17 protein-coding genes are annotated in these 19,885 nt (G+C 69.7%); 7 read left to right on the forward strand and 10 right to left on the reverse strand.

Features of this window, described 5'->3' with window-relative positions; genetic code table 11:
- Window positions 1-448 precede the first annotated feature (448 nt).
- From ACG83_RS03080 to ACG83_RS03090, 3 genes are all read right to left on the reverse strand, one after another.
- On the reverse strand, window positions 449-1,177 hold the full coding sequence (locus ACG83_RS03080; RefSeq protein WP_054564613.1) for an SDR family oxidoreductase: 729 nt from the start codon (window positions 1,175-1,177) through the stop codon (window positions 449-451).
- 513 nt (window positions 1,178-1,690) lie between these two features.
- Complete coding sequence (locus tag ACG83_RS03085) at window positions 1,691-2,173, reverse strand: DUF192 domain-containing protein (RefSeq protein ID WP_235497548.1); 483 nt, start codon at window positions 2,171-2,173, stop codon at window positions 1,691-1,693.
- Window positions 2,174-2,287: 114 nt separating this feature from the next.
- Window positions 2,288-3,358 carry a TetR/AcrR family transcriptional regulator gene (locus tag ACG83_RS03090; protein WP_054565380.1) on the reverse strand — a complete coding sequence of 357 codons (1,071 nt, stop codon included), beginning with the start codon at window positions 3,356-3,358 and terminating at the stop codon, window positions 2,288-2,290.
- Window positions 3,359-3,582: 224 nt separating this feature from the next.
- Here ACG83_RS03090 and ACG83_RS03095 point away from each other — a divergent pair, with 224 nt between their 5' ends.
- On the forward strand, window positions 3,583-5,820 hold the full coding sequence (locus ACG83_RS03095; protein WP_054564615.1) for an MMPL family transporter: 2,238 nt from the start codon (window positions 3,583-3,585) through the stop codon (window positions 5,818-5,820).
- A gap of 238 nt (window positions 5,821-6,058) precedes the next feature.
- Window positions 6,059-7,318: a glycerate kinase gene (locus ACG83_RS03100; RefSeq protein WP_054564616.1), complete on the forward strand. Its 1,260-nt coding sequence runs from the start codon at window positions 6,059-6,061 to the stop codon at window positions 7,316-7,318.
- Here the strand turns inward: ACG83_RS03100 and ACG83_RS03105 are convergent.
- Both ACG83_RS03105 and ACG83_RS03110 read right to left on the reverse strand, forming a co-directional pair.
- Entirely contained in the window at window positions 7,299-8,288 is a 990-nt protein-coding gene (locus tag ACG83_RS03105) for a hypothetical protein (RefSeq protein ID WP_054564617.1), read from the reverse strand. The two genes, ACG83_RS03100 and ACG83_RS03105, sit on opposite strands and share 20 nt — an antisense overlap.
- Window positions 8,285-8,968 carry a SigE family RNA polymerase sigma factor gene (locus tag ACG83_RS03110; protein WP_054564618.1) on the reverse strand — a complete coding sequence of 228 codons (684 nt, stop codon included), beginning with the start codon at window positions 8,966-8,968 and terminating at the stop codon, window positions 8,285-8,287. The genes ACG83_RS03105 and ACG83_RS03110 overlap by 4 nt, the downstream gene beginning before the upstream one ends.
- Window positions 8,969-9,366: 398 nt before the next feature.
- On the opposite strand from ACG83_RS03110, the gene ACG83_RS03115 reads away from it, so the two are divergent.
- Window positions 9,367-10,398 (forward strand): phosphatidylinositol-specific phospholipase C domain-containing protein, encoded by a 1,032-nt coding sequence (locus ACG83_RS03115; protein ID WP_054564619.1) that lies wholly within the window; start codon window positions 9,367-9,369, stop codon window positions 10,396-10,398.
- A 132-nt stretch (window positions 10,399-10,530) separates the two neighbouring features.
- On the opposite strand, the gene ACG83_RS03120 is transcribed toward ACG83_RS03115, so the two are convergent.
- Window positions 10,531-11,490: an ABC transporter substrate-binding protein gene (locus ACG83_RS03120; protein ID WP_083472990.1), complete on the reverse strand. Its 960-nt coding sequence runs from the start codon at window positions 11,488-11,490 to the stop codon at window positions 10,531-10,533.
- A gap of 194 nt (window positions 11,491-11,684) precedes the next feature.
- Here ACG83_RS03120 and ACG83_RS03125 point away from each other — a divergent pair, with 194 nt between their 5' ends.
- Window positions 11,685-12,458 carry an IS5/IS1182 family transposase gene (locus tag ACG83_RS03125; RefSeq protein ID WP_054564425.1) on the forward strand — a complete coding sequence of 258 codons (774 nt, stop codon included), beginning with the start codon at window positions 11,685-11,687 and terminating at the stop codon, window positions 12,456-12,458.
- Here ACG83_RS03125 and ACG83_RS45740 read toward each other — a convergent pair.
- Together ACG83_RS45740 and ACG83_RS03135 are read right to left on the reverse strand one after the other, a co-directional pair.
- Window positions 12,455-12,706: a hypothetical protein gene (locus ACG83_RS45740; RefSeq protein ID WP_054564620.1), complete on the reverse strand. Its 252-nt coding sequence runs from the start codon at window positions 12,704-12,706 to the stop codon at window positions 12,455-12,457. The genes ACG83_RS03125 and ACG83_RS45740 overlap by 4 nt on opposite strands.
- Before the next feature lie 109 nt (window positions 12,707-12,815).
- Entirely contained in the window at window positions 12,816-13,622 is an 807-nt protein-coding gene (locus ACG83_RS03135) for an NUDIX hydrolase (protein WP_235497550.1), read from the reverse strand.
- Between the two features lie 332 nt (window positions 13,623-13,954).
- Here ACG83_RS03135 and ACG83_RS03140 point away from each other — a divergent pair, with 332 nt between their 5' ends.
- Entirely contained in the window at window positions 13,955-14,809 is an 855-nt protein-coding gene (locus ACG83_RS03140; RefSeq protein WP_063793007.1) for an RluA family pseudouridine synthase, read from the forward strand.
- A 315-nt stretch (window positions 14,810-15,124) separates the two neighbouring features.
- On the opposite strand, the gene ACG83_RS03145 is transcribed toward ACG83_RS03140, so the two are convergent.
- Both ACG83_RS03145 and ACG83_RS03150 read right to left on the reverse strand, forming a co-directional pair.
- Entirely contained in the window at window positions 15,125-15,616 is a 492-nt protein-coding gene (locus tag ACG83_RS03145; protein WP_235497551.1) for a transcriptional regulator, read from the reverse strand.
- Between the two features lie 453 nt (window positions 15,617-16,069).
- The gene (locus ACG83_RS03150) at window positions 16,070-16,405 is read right to left on the reverse strand and encodes a YnfA family protein (protein WP_054564624.1); all 336 of its coding nucleotides are present in this window, start codon (window positions 16,403-16,405) and stop codon (window positions 16,070-16,072) included.
- 971 nt (window positions 16,406-17,376) lie between these two features.
- Here ACG83_RS03150 and ACG83_RS03155 point away from each other — a divergent pair.
- Together ACG83_RS03155 and ACG83_RS03160 are read left to right on the forward strand one after the other, a co-directional pair.
- Window positions 17,377-18,861, forward strand: a complete 1,485-nt coding sequence (locus ACG83_RS03155; RefSeq protein ID WP_235497554.1) for a hypothetical protein — start codon at window positions 17,377-17,379, stop codon at window positions 18,859-18,861.
- Between the two features lie 90 nt (window positions 18,862-18,951).
- Window positions 18,952-19,761 (forward strand): crotonase/enoyl-CoA hydratase family protein, encoded by an 810-nt coding sequence (locus ACG83_RS03160; protein ID WP_054564625.1) that lies wholly within the window; start codon window positions 18,952-18,954, stop codon window positions 19,759-19,761.
- Window positions 19,762-19,885: the final 124 nt, after the last annotated feature.

The following is a 19,885-nucleotide window of genomic DNA, read 5'->3' on the forward strand; positions in this document are numbered from 1 at the left end:
GGTGCGTGCCAGATCGCCGGAACCGCTACCGCTGGCCGGAGGGGTGCTGGCCAGATCTCCGCCGGGCCCACCGCGGCAGGCGCCGGTCCGGCACTGGTTGGCCTGGTCGTGGGCAACGTCCGGGCCATCCGGTCAGCAGGGGTCAGGTCGGTCAGGGGCAGGCGGTGCGTGACGCCCAGGCGGCGGTGGGACCGCCCGGACGTCACGCCATGGGATCACAAGCGCCGTGCCGCACGTTCACTGCCTGGCACGGCCGGGGACACCGCCGATCAGGCCGTGCCCCCCGCAGCCACCTCGTCACCGGTGCTGCCACCGGTGACGACTGAGCCCTTCCCATCGCCGACTCGGGCCTGCGACATCCCTGGCCGTTCGCCGTGAGATGGAAAAGACTCACTGGAGTAGTCCGCTGCGCGCACTCACCTCCCGGGCCGGCGGTCGGATCCGGAACTCATCCGAAGACACCGGCCAAGCGGCGGTACAGCGACGGAGCCGCGCCGTGAACGCGCGCGGCGGCGGACAGCCATCGGGGCACCCACACTTCGGCGTCTCCCCGGCCGGTGCCGGCGAGCATCCGCTGCGCCACCAGACCCGCAGGGATGGGACGCGGCCACCGGCGCACGTACGGTGCACCACGCCGGTGGAAGAAGGGGGTGTCCACAGCTCCCGGTAAACACAACGTAACGCTAATGCCACGTCCTGCGACTTCGGAGCGAAGCGCGTCGGCGAACCCCACCATCGCGGCCTTCGAAGCCGAGTACGCGACCTCGCCACGAACGCCCAACGCGCCCGCGACGCTGCCGACCAGCAGGATTCGACCCTGGCCCCGCTCCAGCATCGCCGGCAGCATGGCCCGGACGAGCAACATCGGGGCCAGGACGTTGACCGCGATGAGATCATTGATGGTTGACGGAGGCATCACGTCGAACGGCCCGGCCGCGCCGAGACCCGCCGAGCAGATCAGCAGATCCACCTCGCCGAGCAGCTCCGCGGCACGGGATGCCACCGCGACCTCGCCACCGGGGCGCGCCAGGTCCACCGCGATCCGGTGGCCCTGCGTCGCCGCGGCGACCTCGTCAAGAGCCGCGCCATTGCGGCCCACCAACAGCGAACGACAGTTCTGATCAGCGAGCAGGAGGGCCGCCTCCCGACCGATACCGGAGCTGGCTCCGGTCACCACGGCAGTGCGTGGCGGCCATCCGCCCGTCGAGGCGGTTCGCGCGCCGCTGGACGCGACAGGCAGGCTCCCTTCGCGGGCAGCCGCGCGAGGCCGAACGATCACGGCCCACCACCTCGGGTCACACGGTCCCCCCCGTGGTCCCGTTCCGGCACAGGTTTCACGTCACCTACTGCTTCCGTTTATGTCGCCCTCCACCATCGGCGTTCCACGTGCGACGGGATCAGACCTGCACTCCCGCCCACCGCCGGCTCGCTTCGAGCGGCTCCACCATTTCATCGTCCAGAGGCCAGGTCGTCCATCGTCAGATGTACGACATCGGACCCTGCTCCCTTACCACACATTCGGTGAGGCGAACGGAGGACCAGATCCGTATTCACCCCGCCGAAGCTTCAGCGGAATTGCCTTCGTGTTTTCCGAACGGAATGACACAACATTGACATCTACCGGACATCGAGACGTAGCTCACGCCCGCGCGAGTCACCGCACCTGCCGACCATCGGCTACACCCTGCCGTCAGTCCGAACCAATCGCCACCGGATCACCGGCGACGACCTCGGCGAAGGTGCGCGCCGGCGCCTCCACCGCATGGGTGTATGCCCCATCCGGGTAGTAGACGGGACAGCTCGACGGATCATCACTCGGGCACGGCGTCATCTCCCGCACGCCGACAACCCTACCGTCCCGGACAAACATGATCGAAAGGGGCAGCAACGTGCGGAACATGTAGAAGCCGGACGTCGTCTCACCGGCAAATTCGAAGATCATCCCGCGCCCCGGAGGAAGGTCGGTCCGATACATCAGGCCTCGGCGCCGCTCGGTGTCACTGTCGGCAACCTCGGCCACGATAGTCAGGCCGCGAACCCGGACGGTGACAGTCGCACCATCACCCGAACCCGCATTTCCTCCGGAACCCGCAATGCCACTACAGGCCGCGACGAACACCGTCGCGGCGGCGGCGCCCAGGGCGCCGGCCAGTCGGGGGACGGACGGGCTCACACCGCACAACCCGGTACCGGGCAGTCCCTCGGCGGGCCACCCGGACACAGCCCCCCACTACGCCAGCCGCCACTGCGCCAACCATCGTCGGGCCAACGGCTGCTATACCAGCGGCTACTGCGCCAACGGCTCCACGGCCTGCTCTGGTCCGAGCGCGGCAAGGGCGGCCTCCACGATCAGACACTGAAGTTCTTCGGACAACAGCGGCGCGAACGGAGACAGCGTGCCGGCAGCCGCCGACGCGCAGTCACCCGCGGCGGTCGCATCAGCACCCACCGCCGGGTACGCCGGGCGAGCATCGTCGGCCGCCCCGACACCCGCCGCCGCGGCGGTGCCCAGCGAGATCTCCGGTGCCACCGCGTCGGCGGTGCCATCCGCACCGCTGTCTCCAGTAAATCCGGTCAGGCTCCGAATGCCCGTTGGACTCCCCACGCGAGTGGTGGTGATCCAGGTCGCCGTGCCACCGCGGTCGGCCGCGCCGCGATGCCCGCCGCCAGCCGTGCCGTACCGACCGCCGTCAGCCGGGTGCGCGGCACCGCCGCCGGGCCGCCCGGCCGCCGCCGTCGATCCGCCGGCCGTCACCCCGACCGACGCCGATCCGACTGACGCCGATCCGACAGGCGATGCTCCGCCGGCCTCGGATTCGCTCGCCTCGGTTTCGTCGCTCGCGGCAACATTCCGCCAGCGCGCGCGGCCCATCGCATCGCCCATTACGCCGCTCTGGACACAGCCGACCGCGCAGCGGGCCCGCATGATCCGGGCCACCGTGGGCCGCGGCCCGGCAAGAGCACGGATGATCAGCTCGTACTGGGAAATGATGTCCTCCTTGCCGATCCGATGGTGCAGCACCGAGGGATCGTTCGCGAAGGCGCAGAGGACGGCACCGGTCTCCACCAGCAGTGACGTGAGTGCCTCGAGGATCGCCCGCGGTGGCGGCGGAGGGTCACGACGGGCCAACTCGACCAACTGTGCGAACCCGGACTCGAAGGGCGAAATCAGCGCTTCGAGAATCATCTCCTTGGACGAGAAGTGATAGTAGAGCGCGGCCTTCGTCACGCCGAGTCGTTCAGCGATGTCACGGACCGAGGTGCCCGCATACCCTCGTTCCACGAAGAGCTGCACGGCCGCCTCGAGGATCCGCGTGCGGGTGTCGGCTCCCTGCGCGCGCGTGCGTCCTATGACCACCAGCACTCACCCCCACAGGACGGTCAGCCGCGAATGCTACTCTTGCACTCACTTACTGAACGATCGGTAAGCAAATTGAGCGATCGGTAAGCGAAGCGCCTGGCGGGAGGCCTGCCGGCGGCACCACGGTCACCGGTGGTGGCGTCGATCAGTGCCGATCAGTTGGGCCGTCAGCAGGTCACGGACAGCGACAGACGACCAACCAGCACCTCCGAGGGGAAACGATGGCAAAGCTCGCTCGCTGGTGCTTCCAGCACCGCTGGCTCGTCCTGGGCCTTTGGGTCGCGGCTCTTGTCGGGCTGGCAGCGCTCGGCCGGGCCACGGGCGACGACTACAAGGACACCTTCTCCCTGCCTGGGACGGACTCCCAGAAGGCAATCGACATCCTCGAACGTGACTTCCCGGCGCAGTCGGGCGACAGCGCGACCGTCGTCCTGCACGCCCGTACCGGCACGCTGACCGACCCAGCGATCAAGGCGCAGGTCACCGACATGGTGGGGCAGCTCGCCAAGCTGCCGCACGTCGCCGAGGTGATCAGCCCGTTCAGCGCCGACGGCAAGGGCCAGATCAACGAGGCCGGCACCACCGCGTTCGCCACCATCGCCCTCGACCTGCCCGGCAACGAGCTGCAGATCTCCGACATCGAGCACGTCGTCGACACCGCCCGCGGCTACGACATGGGCGCGCTCCAGGTCGAGGCGACCGGGCAGGTCGTCGCGAACACCGAGCAGACGACCAGCTCCACCGAGCTCATCGGCATCATCGCGGCGGCGATCATTCTGTTCGTCGCGTTCGGTTCACTGCTCGCGGTCACGCTGCCGCTGATCACCGCGCTGGCCGCGCTCGGCGTGGGCCTCAGCCTCATCATCCAGGTCTCCCACCTGACCTCGGTGGCCGAGTTCAGCACCATGCTGGCGACGCTGATCGGCCTGGGCGTCGGCATCGACTACGCGCTGTTCATCGTGAACCGCCACCGCATCGGCCTGCGGGCCGGGCGCTCCCCCGAGGAGGCCGCGGTCAACGCGGTCAACACCTCCGGCCGCGCCGTTCTCTTCGCCGGCGCGACGGTCTGCATCGCCCTGCTCGGCCTGTTCGCCCTCGGCGTGACCTTCCTCTACGGTGTCGCGCTCGCCGCGGCGTTGACGGTCGCGATGACCATGCTGTCGTCGGTCACCCTGCTGCCAGCGCTGCTCGGCTTCTACGGGCAGAAGGTGCTGAGCCGCCGCGAACGCCGCCGGATCGCCCAGCACGGCCCCGAGCCGGAGGCGCCGTCCGGCTTCTGGTGGCGGTGGGCCAAGGGCGTCGAACGCCGCCCGGCCATCCTCGCCGTGCTCAGTGCCGTCGCGATCGCCGTGATCGCGATCCCGTTCTTCTCACTGCGGCTCGGTTCGTCCGACCTGGGCAACGGTTCGGAGGACAAGACCACGAAGCGTGGCTACGACCTGCTCGCCGAAGGCTTCGGCCCCGGCTTCAACGGGCCGTTCTCCCTGGTCACCGACCTTTCCTCCGGCGCGGGCCTGCAGGCGCTGAACCAGGCGGTCGCCGCGGCACGCGACACCCCCGGCGTCGCCTCCGTGACCGAGCCACGGCAGAGCCCGAACGGCCGGGCGGCGATCGCCACCCTCTACCCGACGTCGAGCCCGCAGTCGCCGGAGACGGCCGAGCTGCTCGACCGCCTACGCGACGACGTCCTCCCGACCGCGACCGCGGGCGCCGCCGCGCCGGTGTACGTCGGCGGGATCACCGCGATCTTCGAGGACTTCGCCGGCGTCCTGTCGGACAAGCTGCCCCTGTTCATCGGGATCGTCGTGGTCCTCGCGTTCATCCTGCTGGTCGTGGTCTTCCGCAGCCTGCTCATCCCCCTGACGGCCTCGGTGATGAACCTGCTGGCAGTCGGTGCCGCGTTCGGTGCGGTGGTGGCGGTGTTCCAGTGGGGCTGGCTGTCCGACCTGTTCGGCCTCAGCCCCGGGCCGATCGAGGCGTTCCTGCCGGTCATGCTGTTCGCGATCCTGTTCGGCCTGTCCATGGACTACGAGGTCTTCCTGGTCAGCCGCATGCATGAGGAGTGGACCGCCAGGCGGGACAACCGCATCGCGGTGTCGCTCGGCCAGGCCGAGACCGGCCGGGTGATCTCCGCCGCGGGCGCCATCATGACCCTGGTGTTCGCCGCGTTCATCCTGGGTGACGAACGAGTGATCAAGCTCTTCGGGCTTGGCCTGGCCCTCGCCATCGCCATCGACGCCTTCGTGATCCGCACGATTCTGGTGCCGGCGCTCATGCACCTGTTCGGGCGCGCGAACTGGTGGCTGCCGCGTGGTCTGGACCGGGTCCTGCCGCGGGTCTCGGTCGAGACCTCCGACGATCTCGCCGAAGCCCACCAGGTGCCGGTTCCGGCCGGCGACTTCCGCGACGGTGTGCCGGCGCAGCCGCACGAACCGGCGGAGTCCGAGCGGACCCACTGAGCCACGCGGTCATCGACCGCTGACGATCGACCGCTGACGATCGACCGCTGGAGCTCGACGCCCGGCCGGCAGCCCCACAGCGGGCCACCGGCCGGGCGTGGTCGTTTCCGGCCAGCCGCCCTCAGGGCTCGCGGGCGGCCCGATACGGTCGGTGACAGGCCGCCCGTCAGCGACGACGCGATGAGACGACGACGACGCGAGGAGGCTACGAGGCGACGACGCGAGGACAGGGGTTCCGATGTCCGCTCCCGTTCCAGGGCCCGTCCGGGTCCCCGGACGTCCACTGCGCGTGGTGATCGCGCCCGATTCGTTCAAGGGATCGGTCTCGGCGACCGAGGCCGCGGCAGCCCTGGCTTCCGGGTGGTCGGCGACCCGCCCGGACGACATCGTGGTGACCATCCCGATCGCCGACGGCGGCGAGGGAACACTGGACAGCTTCGCCGCCGCCGTGCCGGGCACGCGCCGCCACGAGCTGGACGTCACCGGGCCGGACGGGCGTCCCGTCACCGGCGCCGCGTGGCTGGAGCTCCCCGACGGATCAGCGCTCGTCGAGCTGGCCCAGGCCAGCGGCCTGCCGCTGATGAGCGCACCGGACCCGCTCAACGCACACACCTTCGGCCTCGGAGAGCTGGTGGGGGCGGCCCTGGACAGTGGTGCCCGCAGAGTTCTGGTGGCGCTCGGCGGATCGGCGTCCACCGACGGGGGGACCGGCCTGCTGGCTGCCCTCGGAGCCCGCTTCCTGAACGCCGCCGGGCAGCCACTTGCGCCGGGCGGCGGAGCGCTGGCCGACCTCGCGGCCGTCGACCTGCACGACCTGCGGCCCGGGCCGCCGGAGGGCATCCACTGCCTGGTCGACGTCACGGCGCCGCTGCTCGGCCCCCTCGGGGCGGCGGCGGTCTTCGGGCCGCAGAAGGGCGCCGGGCCCGCCGAGATCGACCGGTTGGAGACCGGCCTCGCCCGGCTGGCCGAACTCATGCCAGGCCTCGGCGCTGCCGGCCAGGGCACCTCCGGGTCAGCCGGTGTCGGGTCGGGCAGCGTCGGGTCGGGCAGCGTCGGGTCGGGCAGCGCTGGCTCCGTTCTCGCCGAGCAGCCCGGCACCGGGGCGGCCGGTGGCACGGCCTACGGTCTGGCCGCCGCCCTCGGAGCGACACTCGTGCCCGGTGCCCGCAGCATCGCCGAGCACACCGGGCTGCCGGCCGCGCTGGCCGAGGCCGACCTGGTGATCACCGGGGAGGGACGGTTCGACCGGACGTCGCTGGGCGGCAAGGTCGTCGGCGGAGTGGTCACGATGGCGCAGGCGGCCGGTGTTCCCGTGCTGCTCGTCGCGGGCCAGGTCGACGGGCCGGTGCCAGCGGCCGTGCGCGACGCGCTCGCGCTCGTCGACCTGGCCGGTGACCGGGCCCACGCCATCGCGCGGCCCGGTCACTGGCTGACGCTCGCCGGAGCGCGCCTGGCCGAGAGACCGGGCGCGCCGCGGATCAGCTCGGTGCCGGGCTGATCTCCGGGCCGAGCTGTGAATGCTCGTCCCAGGTACCCAGAACCCTGCCGTCGCTGTCGTAGGCACGGATCACCGCGAGATTCCCGATAATCCACCCCTCCCACGACTTCTCCCACGCCTTCATCTCAGGCGTGTCGTACTGGGCGCTCAGCTCAGCCTCGTCGGGCTCCGCACCTGCTTCCAATTCTGGTTCCGGCCAGACAACCTTGTCCTCCAGCTCCTTCAGGGCGGGCGGCATTTCCGCCGAAACCCTGATCACGGCCCGGCCGTCCTTGACGGGAACCTCGATCACCCGGTCGGAGACCGTCGCGGTGACCCGGCTGACCCGCGCGGAGACCTGTGCCACGCTGACGCTGACCTGGGAATTGTTTTCCAGCCCGTCCGCAGTCAGCCCACCGCCCACAGGATGGGTTGACAGAAAACTGGTCAACGTGAGGTCGGGGCTCACAATCTTCGGTTCAGCGGTCTGGTCGAACAGGCCGGCCAGGCCGTAGAAGAGCCCACCGGACGAATCCGCTGGAACATCGCATTCCACGAACATCGAGCCGTCAGTCAGGACGATGCTCGCGCCGAGTGAGTCCCGCGCCCCCGCCCACACCCGCAGATCCTCCACCCGCGGCGCCGGCTGGCCCTCCGTCGACGAATAGGTCTGCCGGCACGCGGACACGACCCGTGTCTCCTCGGCGTCGGTGAAGGTCATCGACTGCAGGCGGGTCACCGCGGGACTTCCCTGCAGGTCGGCCGGGGTGATCGACGCCCGTGACTGGCCTCCGCCCAAGGTCAGCCCGGCGGCGACCGCCGCCACGGCGACGGCGCACGCCACCGCGGGCGCGGCCCAGCGAGCGACCCGGCGGAACCGCTCCCGGGGAAGCCTGCCGCGCACCGCGGGCCACAGGTCGCCCGACGGTGCGACGGTCACCGCCTGCGCCAGGTCACGAAGATGTCCGGCGATCTGCTCGTCGGTGGTCATGCGGCACCCCCTCGTACCTCGTCGGGTTGCCCGACTTCGAGACTGCTGGGCTGAGCCCGATCGGCCCCGCCTCCATCCGCCGGTCTCGTCTCGGCCCAGCCCCCACCGTTCGACTCCGCGCTCCCCGCGACCGCACCGGACGCACCGGACGCGCCGCCGGCTGCCGGGACCCAGCTGGCTGCCGCCGCGGCCAGAGACGGATCCGCGCGCAGGCGCGCGAGCCCCCGGGAGGCGTGCGTCTTCACCGTTCCGGTGGAGCAGCCGAGAATCTCCGCGACCCGCGCCTCCGGCAGGTCCTCGCAGTAACGCAGCACGACGACGGCGCGTTGCCGGGCCGGTAACACGGCGAGCGCCCGAGCGAGCCCGGCCCTGTCCTCGACCGCCGCCAGTTCGGCGGCGGAGGACCTGGCCTCCTGCTCCGGCACGGCCGCCATCGGCGACTCGGGAACGCGGCGCCGGAAGCGGCGCCGATTGGCGTTCACCAGAATGCGGCGCACGTAGGCGTCCGGGGAGTCACTTTCGCGGACCCGCCGCCAGGCCACCAGAGTCCGGGCCAGCGCTGTCTGCGCCAGGTCCTCCGCCTCGGCCGGCTCGCCGGTCAGCAGATATGCCAGCCGCAGCAGCTCCGGAAGCCGCGCGGTGAAATACGCCCGGAACTCGCCCTGTAGTTCTTCGTCCATCCTGCCTCCCTCCCCCCTACAGAGCCCACTTGGGACCACACAGGTTGACAGCGCTCCACCGCGACGCGCCCGGGAGAAGGACCCGTCCTGGGCCACCCTGGGCCGAGGTGTTCGGACGGTCAGCAGAACGGACGGGCCACCGGTCGCACGGCCCTCCGAAGCGGTCCCGCGGAGAGGCGGGCTCCCCGAGGAGTAGACGTCCCGATCGGATGGTCAGGGCGCGAGCGATGAACGCCCGCGGAGCGCGCGGTGCACGGCGGCCGGAATCCACACCGCACACGGAATCGACACCGCACAATGCGCCGCGCTTGGCCGCATGGTTCGGGCGCGTTCATCCTGATCGACTTGGATTACCTCCGCACAGCCGGCACGACGCCGGCCTGCCCTGGGAGGTAATCGTGCGCAGATCCCTGACCCGAGGTGCCGTGGCGGCACTCGCCGTGATCGTCGCAGTGTTCGCCGGAATGGCACCGGCCTTCGCCGCGGGTTCCGGTAGCCGTGTTTCGCAGACCACCACGGTCGGTATCCACAACACCTACGACCCGAGCACCTTCACCTATCTCGCGCAGGCGCTCGATCTGCGCCCAGGGCTGATCGAGCTGGATGTCTGGCCGAACATCATCACCCGGGAGTGGAAGGTCAGCCACTCCAACCCGCTGGGGAACTCGAACAACTGCGTGGCTGCCACGACCGCCGCGGGGCTTTACACCGGGGGTACCAACAAGAACCTGGAGTACTGCCTCGACGACATCCGGCTGTGGCTGGGCGCGCACCCGGACGCCGGGCCGCTGATTCTCAAGCTGGAGCTGAAGACCGGTTTCAGCGCCCGGACGAACCAGGGCCCGGCCCAGCTCGACGCAGCGATCGCGGCACATCTGGGATCCGCCGTGTTCAAGCCCGCAGACCTGCTCGGCTCCTACGCCAGCCTGGACGACGCCGCGAAGGCGAACGCCTGGCCGACCCGTGCCCAGCTGACCGGCAAGGTCATCATCGACGTGATCCCGGGGACGGTCGAGGAGGCGAACCCGACCGACACCCTGCGCACGGACGTCGAATACGCCCAGTACCTCAACGGTCTCAAGGCCGCCGGCACCCTCGGCAAGGCACAGATCTTCCCGGTCGTGCACAACGCCCAGGCCGGCGATCCGCGCTCACGCTACTCCGACACGACACTGCGGCCCTGGTTCGTGTTGTTCGACGGCGACGCGAGCACGTACGCCGGCGGCAGCGTCGACACCTCCTGGTACGACACCAACCACTACCTGCTGGTCATGACAGACGTCCAGACCATCGCACCGGCCGTCGCCGCCGGTGACCTCGCCGCCGCCCAGGCACGGGTGACGCAGGTTGCGGGCCTGCACGCGAGCGTGGCGTCGTCCGACTGGGCGAGCATGCCGTCGGTGAACGCCACACTGCTCGACCGCGGCTGACAACCGCCTGGTTGACCCACGCGGATCAGCGGACCGTGCGGATCAGCGGACCGCGCGGATCAGGCGGACCACGCGGATCAGGCGGATCAGGCGGACCGCGCGGGTCAACCAGGCCTGGCTGGGCCCGGCGGGTCAGGCGCCGCCGGGGTTCAGTGGCACCTCGACCGGCTCGAAGCTCTCGCCGGTCACATCGACGTCGGCGGCGCGCAGGTTCGCCAACGCGGCCTGGGTGAACTCGTTGGTGTAGGCCAGCCCGACCGGGTCACCACGCAGGACCGTCTGCCCGTGCGCGTTGCGGGTGCCGCGGGCGATCTCGACCGTGCGCGCCCAGGCCGCCTCGTCGACGACGCCTATTCCCTCCGGCGACGGCCAGATGAGCTTGTTGACCTCGTTCATCTGCCACAGCTGATGGCTCGCGCCAAGCTGGGAGCCGGCCGCGACGACCAGGTCCCGGCATTCCTCGGCGTTGTCCCGGCAGTACGCCCAGCCGCGCATCGAGGCTTCCAGGAATCTCGTGGTCGTCAGACGGTAGGCGGCGTCGCTTTCCAGCCGCGAGGTGGAGGCCCAGACGGCGTCCTGCAGCATGGCCGTGCCGACCTCGTTCCAGTCGATGACGCTGAGATCCCGGGAGGTGTAAAGCCTGCCGGTCTTCGGGTTCACCGCCTCGAGAATCTGCGCGTACTCGTTGTAGCTCATCGCCGCGCCGGCATCGATGGCACCGGAGAGCAACGCCTTCACGTCGAAATCCTGCTGCACCAGGGTGACGTCCGCCCCCGGGTCGAGGCCGGCACCGGTGATACCGGCGAACAGCTCGTACTCGTTACCGAAACCCCAGGTCCCGACACGGCGGCCGCGCAGGTCCGCCGGTTTCTCGATCCCCGTGTCGGCGAAGCTCACCTGCCAGCTTCCCGAGCGTTGGAAGATCTGGCCGACCTCGGTGATCCGGGCACCCTGCTCCCGTGAGGCGAGGGCCTTGGGGACCCAGGCCACCGCGAAGTCGGCCCTGCCTTCGGCCAGCACCGTCTGCGGAACGATCTCGGTACCGCCCTGGAGGATCTCGACGGCCAGGCCGACATCCGTGAGCCTTTTCAATCTTGGTTTGTCTGATTCTCCCGGCGGTTAAGGGTCACCAATTGACGAATTGAACGGGAACCGGCTCGGGCCGTTCCATCATCTGGCGACGGCAATAGTTGGTCGGGCGGCGGGCGGAGGGATGCCGTAAATAGAGAAGTCCCCGGTAGATCACAGGGTTCCTACTCCACTGTGCCCTTGACCGAGGACTTCCGTTGCTAACCTACCCCGGTGTCGTCGACCTGCCCGAGTCGACCCTGACCTTCCTCACGGGACTGCTGGCCGAGGACCGCGCCCAGCGCCGGACCTGGCGCAAGCTGCCCCCACGCGAGCAGGCACTCCTGGTGCTCGCCCACCTCCGCAAGGGTGAACGCTACGAGCACCTCGCCGAGGGCTTCCAGGTCAGCGTCGGCACCGTCCACAACTACATCCGCGAGGCCGTCGGCCTGCTCGCCACCCACGGCCGGACCCTGCTCGCCGCGGTCTGGACCTTCGCGTGGACCCAGAGCAACTTCCTCATCCTCGACGGCACCGTCGTGCGTACCAACCGTGTCCGTGCGCACAACAAGCTGTACTACTCGGGCAAGCACAAGTACCACGGCATCAACCTGCAGGGCCTCACCGACCCCTACGGTCGGCTGCTCTGGATCTCCGAAGGACTTCCCGGCTCCGTCCACGACCTCACCGCGGCCCGGATGCACGACGTCCTCCATCTGATCGACCGCTCGGGGCTCTACCTCTACGCGGACAAGGGCTACGTCGGCGGCGAGGGTGACCGCCTCCTCGTCCCGGTCAAGAAACCCAAGAACAGGGAACTCCCCGACCGCGACAAAGAGACCAACTGGACCCACGCCACCACCCGCTCGCAAGGCGAACGAGGATTCGCGGTCCTCAAGAACTGGCACATATTCGACCGTTTCCGCGGCTGCCCACGCCGCGTCGGCATCTTCGCCCAGGCCGTCCTCGTCCTCTCCAGTGAGGGCCTTTAGGAAAATCGACTTTGAAAAGGCTCCGTGTAGAAGCCCTTGTCCCGGGCCGCGATGTACCCGGCGAACTGCGCCTGGGTGAACCACTGCAACTGCAGGCGCACCTGGGTGAGACCGCCGGCGACGCCCTCGCCGTTCCCGCTGCCCTGACCACCCTTGCCGTGCCGGCTGGCACGGTCGGGCCCGCAGGCCGCGATCAGGACCGCGGCGACCAGCGCGGCGGCGACTCCCGCCGCAAGACGTCTTCCCATCGAGCCCGCCCCTCCGCACGCACCGAATGGAAACGGCTCAGTCTCCCCGAAAGCACCCGGGCGGCGTGCGGACGGCGTCCGCTCGACTCGACGGCCCGCCGAGATCCGCTCAGTCGGTCGCTTCGGTGCGCTGCGCGGCACCCGCCGGAGCCGAGGAGACCGCAGGTGCAGCGGGCGTCAGATAGCCGTGTTCGAGATAGCCGGCTCCGCCGTGCCCCGCCCGCAGACCGGCCGCCGCCCGCACCCGGCGCGCATGCAGGACGGGAAGCTTCTCCCCCACGTCCGACAGCGGCGTGAAGGCGCAGTTGATGATCTCGTTCATGTCCAGCCGGATCCGCTCCCGCCAGTCGGACGGAAGCAGACCTCCGTCAAAGACGAAAAGCAACATGTCCCCGGTGTGCTCGTCCGAGGCCCAGTCCACCACGAGCAGTGAACCGATCGGCGGCACAATGCCGATCTCCTCCTCGACCTCGCGGACGCAGGCCGCGTACGGCGATTCACCGGGCTCGATGAACCCCCCGGGAATGTCCCACCCGGGCTTGTAGGAGGGTTCCACCAGCAACACGCGGCCCTCCTCGTCGAAGAAGAGCGCGCCGGCGGCCGCCCGGGGCCGGGCCATCGGCGGGCCGACGTTCTCGTTCTCGCCGGCCACGAACCAGTCGACGCTCTCGGCGGGCGCCACGACCTCGGCCGAGGGAACGACCTCGATCGAGGGCACGGCCTCGATCGACGGCTCGGCGTCCGTCGACGGCGCGGCATCCATCGACGGCGCGGCGTCGCCGGCAGCGTTGCGGGCACCCGCCGTCGGGATGCGGCTCGGCCTGGTGGCAGGCGCCCGTCCCTCGATCTCCGCGGACGACGCCACCGGCTGGTAGGGCACCGAGGCGGTCAACCCCGGCGCACGCGAAGCACTCACCGAAGGTGACGAGTCGTCTGCTTGGCGGGAGCCGGCAGTCATGATGGTCCCTTCTGCCGCTACGGGCGAACTAGCTGGTACTGCGCTTACTACACGAATCGGCCAACGATTTCCGACATCAGGTCACGCGCAGTCGGCCCGGAGTGTCGGGCCCGGCCCCACTCCAGCTCCATGCTCGGCGTAGTCGCCCAGCCCTCCGCTCGCTCGGGAAACATCGGCAGCCCATGCCAGTCAGAGTGGAACTCCTCCTTCCAGCAGGTTCCCGTTCGCCGAGTTGCCGTGTGGCGAATACTTGAATTGTGAGCATCAGCACTGTGGGGATGGGCGGTCGCGTGACGGAGTGGACAACGATCCGGGAGGAGCACAAGATCTTCGAGGACGAGGCCGTGCTCGCGCTGGACAAGCCGGTCGGTGTGGCCGTCATGGGTGAGCGCCACGACACAGATCTGGTGTCCATGGCCCGGGAGGCCGGCGAGGAACTGTTCCCCGCCCACCGCATCGACAAGGTCACCTCGGGCGTCGTCCTGTTCGCCAAGCAGCTGCGCCACCACGGCGACCTCACCCGGCAGTTCAACCGGCGCACGGTGGACAAGACCTACCTCGCGCTGACCCGTACCCATGGCATCCCGGCCTCGGCGACGATCGACCTGCCGCTCAGCGTCGGCCGCAAGAACCGGGTGCGGATCGCCGCCAACCGCGCCGACATCGTCACCGTCACGGCGGACGCCGGCCCGGCCGACACCGCCGGGGCCGACACCGCCGGGGCCAGCACAGCCGCGGCGGCACCCGGCCCCGAGTCCGCCCCCTGGCTGTGGACGGTGCCGGCGGCCAAGACGTTCCCGCACGTGCGGACCTATCCGTCGGTCACCCACCTCGCGCGGCTGTGGGAGGGCACCGAGCACACGTTGGTCGCGGCGCATCCGGTCAGCGGCCGGCGGCATCAGATCCGCGTCCACCTCGCCTGGGTCGGGCATCCCATCGAGGGAGATCCGCTCTTCGAGCGCGCGCCGACGACCCGCACCTTCCTGCACGCCTGGCGCCTCGCCTTCGACGCGGGCTGGGATGGTGGCCGCCGGATGGTCGTCGAGGCCGTCCCAGGCCCGGACTTCTGGCGCTCGCTCGACGGCGAGGATGCCGCCGTCGCCGCGGCGAGCCTCACCGGGTTCAACGCTCCGGCCACGTTCTGACGCCTCGGGCAGCCCGGATGCCGGCTCCTCGACGGAGCAGAGCCGGGCGCGCGGCGAACGGAGCCGGGAGGCGCGGGTGGCGGGCCGGCAGCACCGCCTGACGTCCTCGCTCCCGGGCTTTCGGCGCTCTCACCAGTCCTGATGGTCTCCACGGTGGCGGCGTCGCGCAGCAGGCAGCTCAGCCGGACGAGCGGTCGGGAGAGCGGTCGGGCGGGCGGTCGGCGAGCAGGCCCGGCCGGCGTCTGCGGAGATGCCGGCCGCCGGGCCCGGCTCCCCCCTCCTGGAGGCCGGGCCCGGCGGCGTGGTGGGCAGCGGTCAGCGCACGCTGATCTTCGCGCCCAGGTTCCTGAGCTGCGCGCTCGGAGCGGCGACCGGCTTGACGCCCTTCCGGAAGGTGATGGTGACGCTGTTGCCGGACACCGTCGAACCCTTCCCGCCCACGACCACTCGAACCGTGCCGAGGTTGGCCGGCTTCTTCGCGTTCACCGCGCTCAGTGCGGAGACGTCCAGCGTGGTGCCGACCGGAACCGTCACCACGATGTGAGTGGCGGTCTTCTGGTTCAGCGTGTAGACGCCCACGTTGGCGCCGGTGGTCACGTTCTTGACCAGAATCGCCCGGGCGCCGGCCGGCACGGCGCTCTGCGCGATGGTGATGTCGAGCCGGACGTTGGCCTTGACCGGTGCGGCCTGCGCGGTCACGGCCGCCTTGGCCGGGAGCGCCGTCGTGGCGGCGCTCGCCGGCAGCGCAAGGGAGACGGCGGCCGCCGAGCCGGCCATCGCGACGGCAATGCTACGGCGCACATTCATCGAAACTCGCATCGACTTCAGACCTCCATTGTCTGGAACGAATTCCGACCGACTGCCGGAAATCATGTCGCCGATGGCGCCGAATCGTCCCGTTATTCAAGGACCGGCCTTTCCATCCCGCGACGGTCGTCACGCTAGTTTTCGATTCTGTGTGCTCTCGATGGCGAACCTTTGACAAAGCTGTGTCGGCCGAAATGTGTTTGTGGTCACCGGCCCAGCCCAAGAATATCGGTTGAACGTGAGGAGGTGGGCACCCAACGAAGGTAAGCAAGTTCGTCGCGCACCCACCCGGTCACCGGTGTGGCCCATACCGCCGCACAGCGCCAGCAATTCGCCACAAGGAGGGCGGAGGGTGCGCAGAGTCACCTGACGACCAGCAAGAAGTGAGGATTTCGGTCGTCAGGAGGACCGAAATCCTTCACTCTTCGGACTCTCCCAACCGGGCCACCGCACTCAGCCGCCGCGCGGCGCGTACATGATGATCGCCATACCGACCAGGCAGACGGCGGCACCGGCGAGATCAAAACGGTCCGGGCGGTAGCCGTCAGCGACGATCCCCCACCCGATCGAGCCGGCGACGAAGATCCCTCCGTAGGCGGCGAGGATGCGGCCGAACTCGCCGTCCGGCTGCAGCGTGGCAACGAACCCGTAGAGCCCGAGCGCGATGACACCGGCACCCACCCACAGCAGGCCACGGTGCTCGCGGGTCCCCTGCCACACGAGCCAGGCACCACCGATCTCGAACAGCGCGGCGACGACGAACAGGGCGACGGAGCGGGCGACAGTCACGGGCGCTCTGTTCTCCTCGTGCTCGGGGACCCGCCCCGACCATAACGGCCGCACGCCGACCAACCGACGAACGGACAGCAGTTCAGCAGTTCAGCAGTTCAGCAGTTCAGCGCAGCGCAGGTCAGCAGTCAGTAGGCCAGCTGGCCCATCGTCACGCTCATGACACGTGGCGTAACCACCGGGGAAACGTTCGCGGTCACCGCGACCAGCCAGCCGCATGTGCCGCCCTTTCGGGCATGGAGGCGACGACGTGACATGCACGTCTACCGATACCCACGGGATGAAGCTCACGTTGGTGGTCGACCTCGACCCCCCGCTTTTCCGGAAGGTCCCACCACCCCACACCGGCAGGCGGCACCAAACCTTACCAAAAATTGTGATCACCATCACATGCCATTCAACTCGTAGCTCTCCGTTAATCTCGCCCATTGCACTGGACGGGCCGCACAGCCCACTCACAGGTAGACATATGCAGGTCAGCGACCATCCGCAGCAGACCAGCCCGGATGGATCGCCCCGGCAAAGCCTCCCGCCGCCCCTATACGGCCCGTTACCTACATCGGCAAAATGGCACACGTTCCCTCGCTTGCGCAGGGAACGGCACACCGATATGTTCCCGGTGTTCGATCGCGCCTCGGTCGAATACTCCGCCATTCGGGACCTGAGGCCGGCTGTTCTGCGGCGAGAGGCCACGCGACCGTACCCATAAGGGACTGCCTGATGGTCGGCCTGCTTTCACGCGCTCCGCGGCTCACCGACCGGTCACGTTCGAACCCAGCTGTAACCGGTGCCACCTCTCCAACCGCCCTCGTGGTCGGCGGGAACAGCGAGCCTTTTCCATCCCACGGTGCATGGTGAGGGATACCGAAGGGCGAAGCCGGCGACGGAATATGCCCTGTCTCCGCGGGCGCTTCGCAGGGTTGTGGAACGTGCGCGCCGTCCGGGGGCATTTTTCGTTTCTCGTCTTACTGGTGGCCGCAACGGCAGTCCGGCTCGCCGCGGTGACGGGGTGTCGCCCGGCGCTCTGGTTCAACGACAGCTACGAATACGTGGCAGGCGCACTGCGCCCGGAGCCCTATGTGGTCCGGCCGTCGGGTTACAGCTTCTTCCTCCGCGCCCTCGAGCCCTTTCACAGCTTCGAGCTGGTGGTTCTCCTCCAACATGCCCTTGGCCTCGCGGTCGGCGTCGCGGTCTATGCGCTCCTGCTCAGGCTGGGCGCGCCCGCCTGGGCCGCGGCGATCGGGGCCGCTCCCCAACTGCTGGACGCCTATCAGATCGAGCTCGAGCATCTGGTGCTCTCGGAGACGGTCTTCACCGCGCTCCTGGTGACGGCGGTGCTCTGCCTGCTCTGGCAGCGATCGATCAGCGTGCCGGCCGCGGCGGTGGCGGGGATCGCGCTGGCACTGGCGGCGGTGACTCGGTCGGTGGGCCTTCCGCTCGCCCTGGCCGCCACGATCTGGCTGCTCGCCCGACGACCTGCGTGGAAAAGCATGGCCGCGTTCGGGCTGACGCTCGCCGTGCCGGTGCTCGCCTACTGCTCCTGGCATCGGGCCGAGCACGGGAGTTTCGCGACCTCGGGTAGCACCGGTGTCTTCCTCTACAGCCGGACCGCGACCTTTGCCGACTGTGCCGTGATGAAGCCTCCCGCCGAGCTCCGGCCGTTATGCCCCACCGAGCCGACCGACCAGCGAAATCCCCCGTCGGACTACATCTGGCATGGTGACAGCCCGCTGGCCGGCATCCCCGGCCCCATCTTCGACCCGGCGAAGGAGGAGCTCGCCCGGGATTTCGCCGTCCACGCCGTTCTCGCCCAGCCGCTGGACTACCTGGATGTGGTCGGGCGGGATTTCATGCGGACGTTCGAGTCCCGGCTGGAGGACTACCCCAGCCGTTCGGTCGCCGAGCGGTACCTTTTCGGCTCCCCGACCCCGTCGATGACGCGCAAGGACCGCGAGGCGGCGGACCTGCGAGCCTATGAGCACGGCGAGTTCGCGACGACCGCGCACGAGCCGATGGCCGGCTGGCTGGTGACCTACCAGCGTCATGCGGCGCTGCCCGCGCCCGCCCTGGGCCTGCTGCTCGTCCTCGGTCTGGTCGGGACGGCCTGCGCGTTTCTCCGGGTCCGGTCGCTTGCCGCCCCGCTCCTGCTCCTCAGCGGCCTGGCCACCCTGACTCTGCTGTTACCGCCCGCCACCGCCGGTTTCGACTATCGCTACGTCCCACCCGCGTTTCCGTTTCTCGGAGCGGCGGCGGTCGCCGCCGGCCTCTGCCTGGTCAGGCTGGTCAGGCGGGGGGGCAGCGTCGTCGGAGAAACCACTGCGCAGCCGGACGAACCCGCTCGGCCTGAGCAGCCCGAGCAGCCCACGCCGGGGGAAGAGCCCACGCGGCCGGACGAACCGGTCGACGGCGGCGCGCGGCCCGGTCCGATCCCCAGCACCGGCATACCTGTCTCCTGACCGGCTCCTGTCCGGCTCCTGTCCGGGGCATCGCGGGGTACAGCGGGGTATAACTGAAATCGACGTCAACATCGCATCCTGGAGTCATCTGTGGCTGAGCGCGTTGTGGTCGAGATCCGGGACGGTGTCGCCGACGTCCGCCTGAACCGCCCGGAGAAGCTCAACGCGCTCGACGGGCCCATGTATCGGGCCCTCGTCGACACGTGCGAGGAGATCCGGAAGCAGCCGGCGGTACGCGTCGTCGTGCTGTCGGGTGAAGGACGAGGTTTCTGCGCGGGCCTCGACTTCGCGGCGTTCCAGACCATGGCGGGCGACCGTGCGGCCAGCTCGGCGATGGCCGAGAACGTCGCCTCGAAGAAAGGCGCGAACATCGGCCAGCGGGCCGTCGCGGGCTGGTCCGAGCTGGCCGTTCCGGTCATCGCGGCGATCCACGGGCCCTGCCTCGGCGGCGGCCTGCAGCTCGCGCTCGGCGCCGACATCCGCCTCGTCGCGCCCGACGCCTCGCTGTCGGCCATGGAGGTCCGCTGGGGGCTCGTGCCGGACATGGGAGGAAGTCTCGCTCTCGCCCGCCTGGTCCGTCCCGACGTCGCCAAGGAGCTCGTCTGGACCGGGCGCACGGTGTCCGGAGCGGAGGCCGTCCACCTCGGGCTGGCGACGAGGCAGGAGGCCGACCCACTCGCCGCGTCCCTCGAACTGGCCGCACGGATCGCGGCCCGCAGCCCCGACGCCGTGCGCGCGGGCAAGCGGCTCCTGACCGACGCCGTCGGCCGCACGCCGGACGAGCAGATGGCCCTCGAACGTCAGGAGAGCAGCGCGCTGGTCGGCACCGCCAACCAGATCGAGGCGGTGACAGCCTCCTTCGGGAAGCGCCCCCCGCTCTTCCGGGACGACCCTGCCTAGAAACCGGCGGCACGGCGACATTCCGGACCGCCGGTAACGACTACCGGCCGACGAAGCGGGATTTTCTCCTCGACCGCTTACAGTCCCATCAGCCGCCGTAGGTCACGGGCCTGCGACTCCGTCG

Source organism: Frankia sp. R43 (assembly GCF_001306465.1).
GTDB lineage: Bacteria > Actinomycetota > Actinomycetes > Frankiales > Frankiaceae > Parafrankia > Parafrankia irregularis.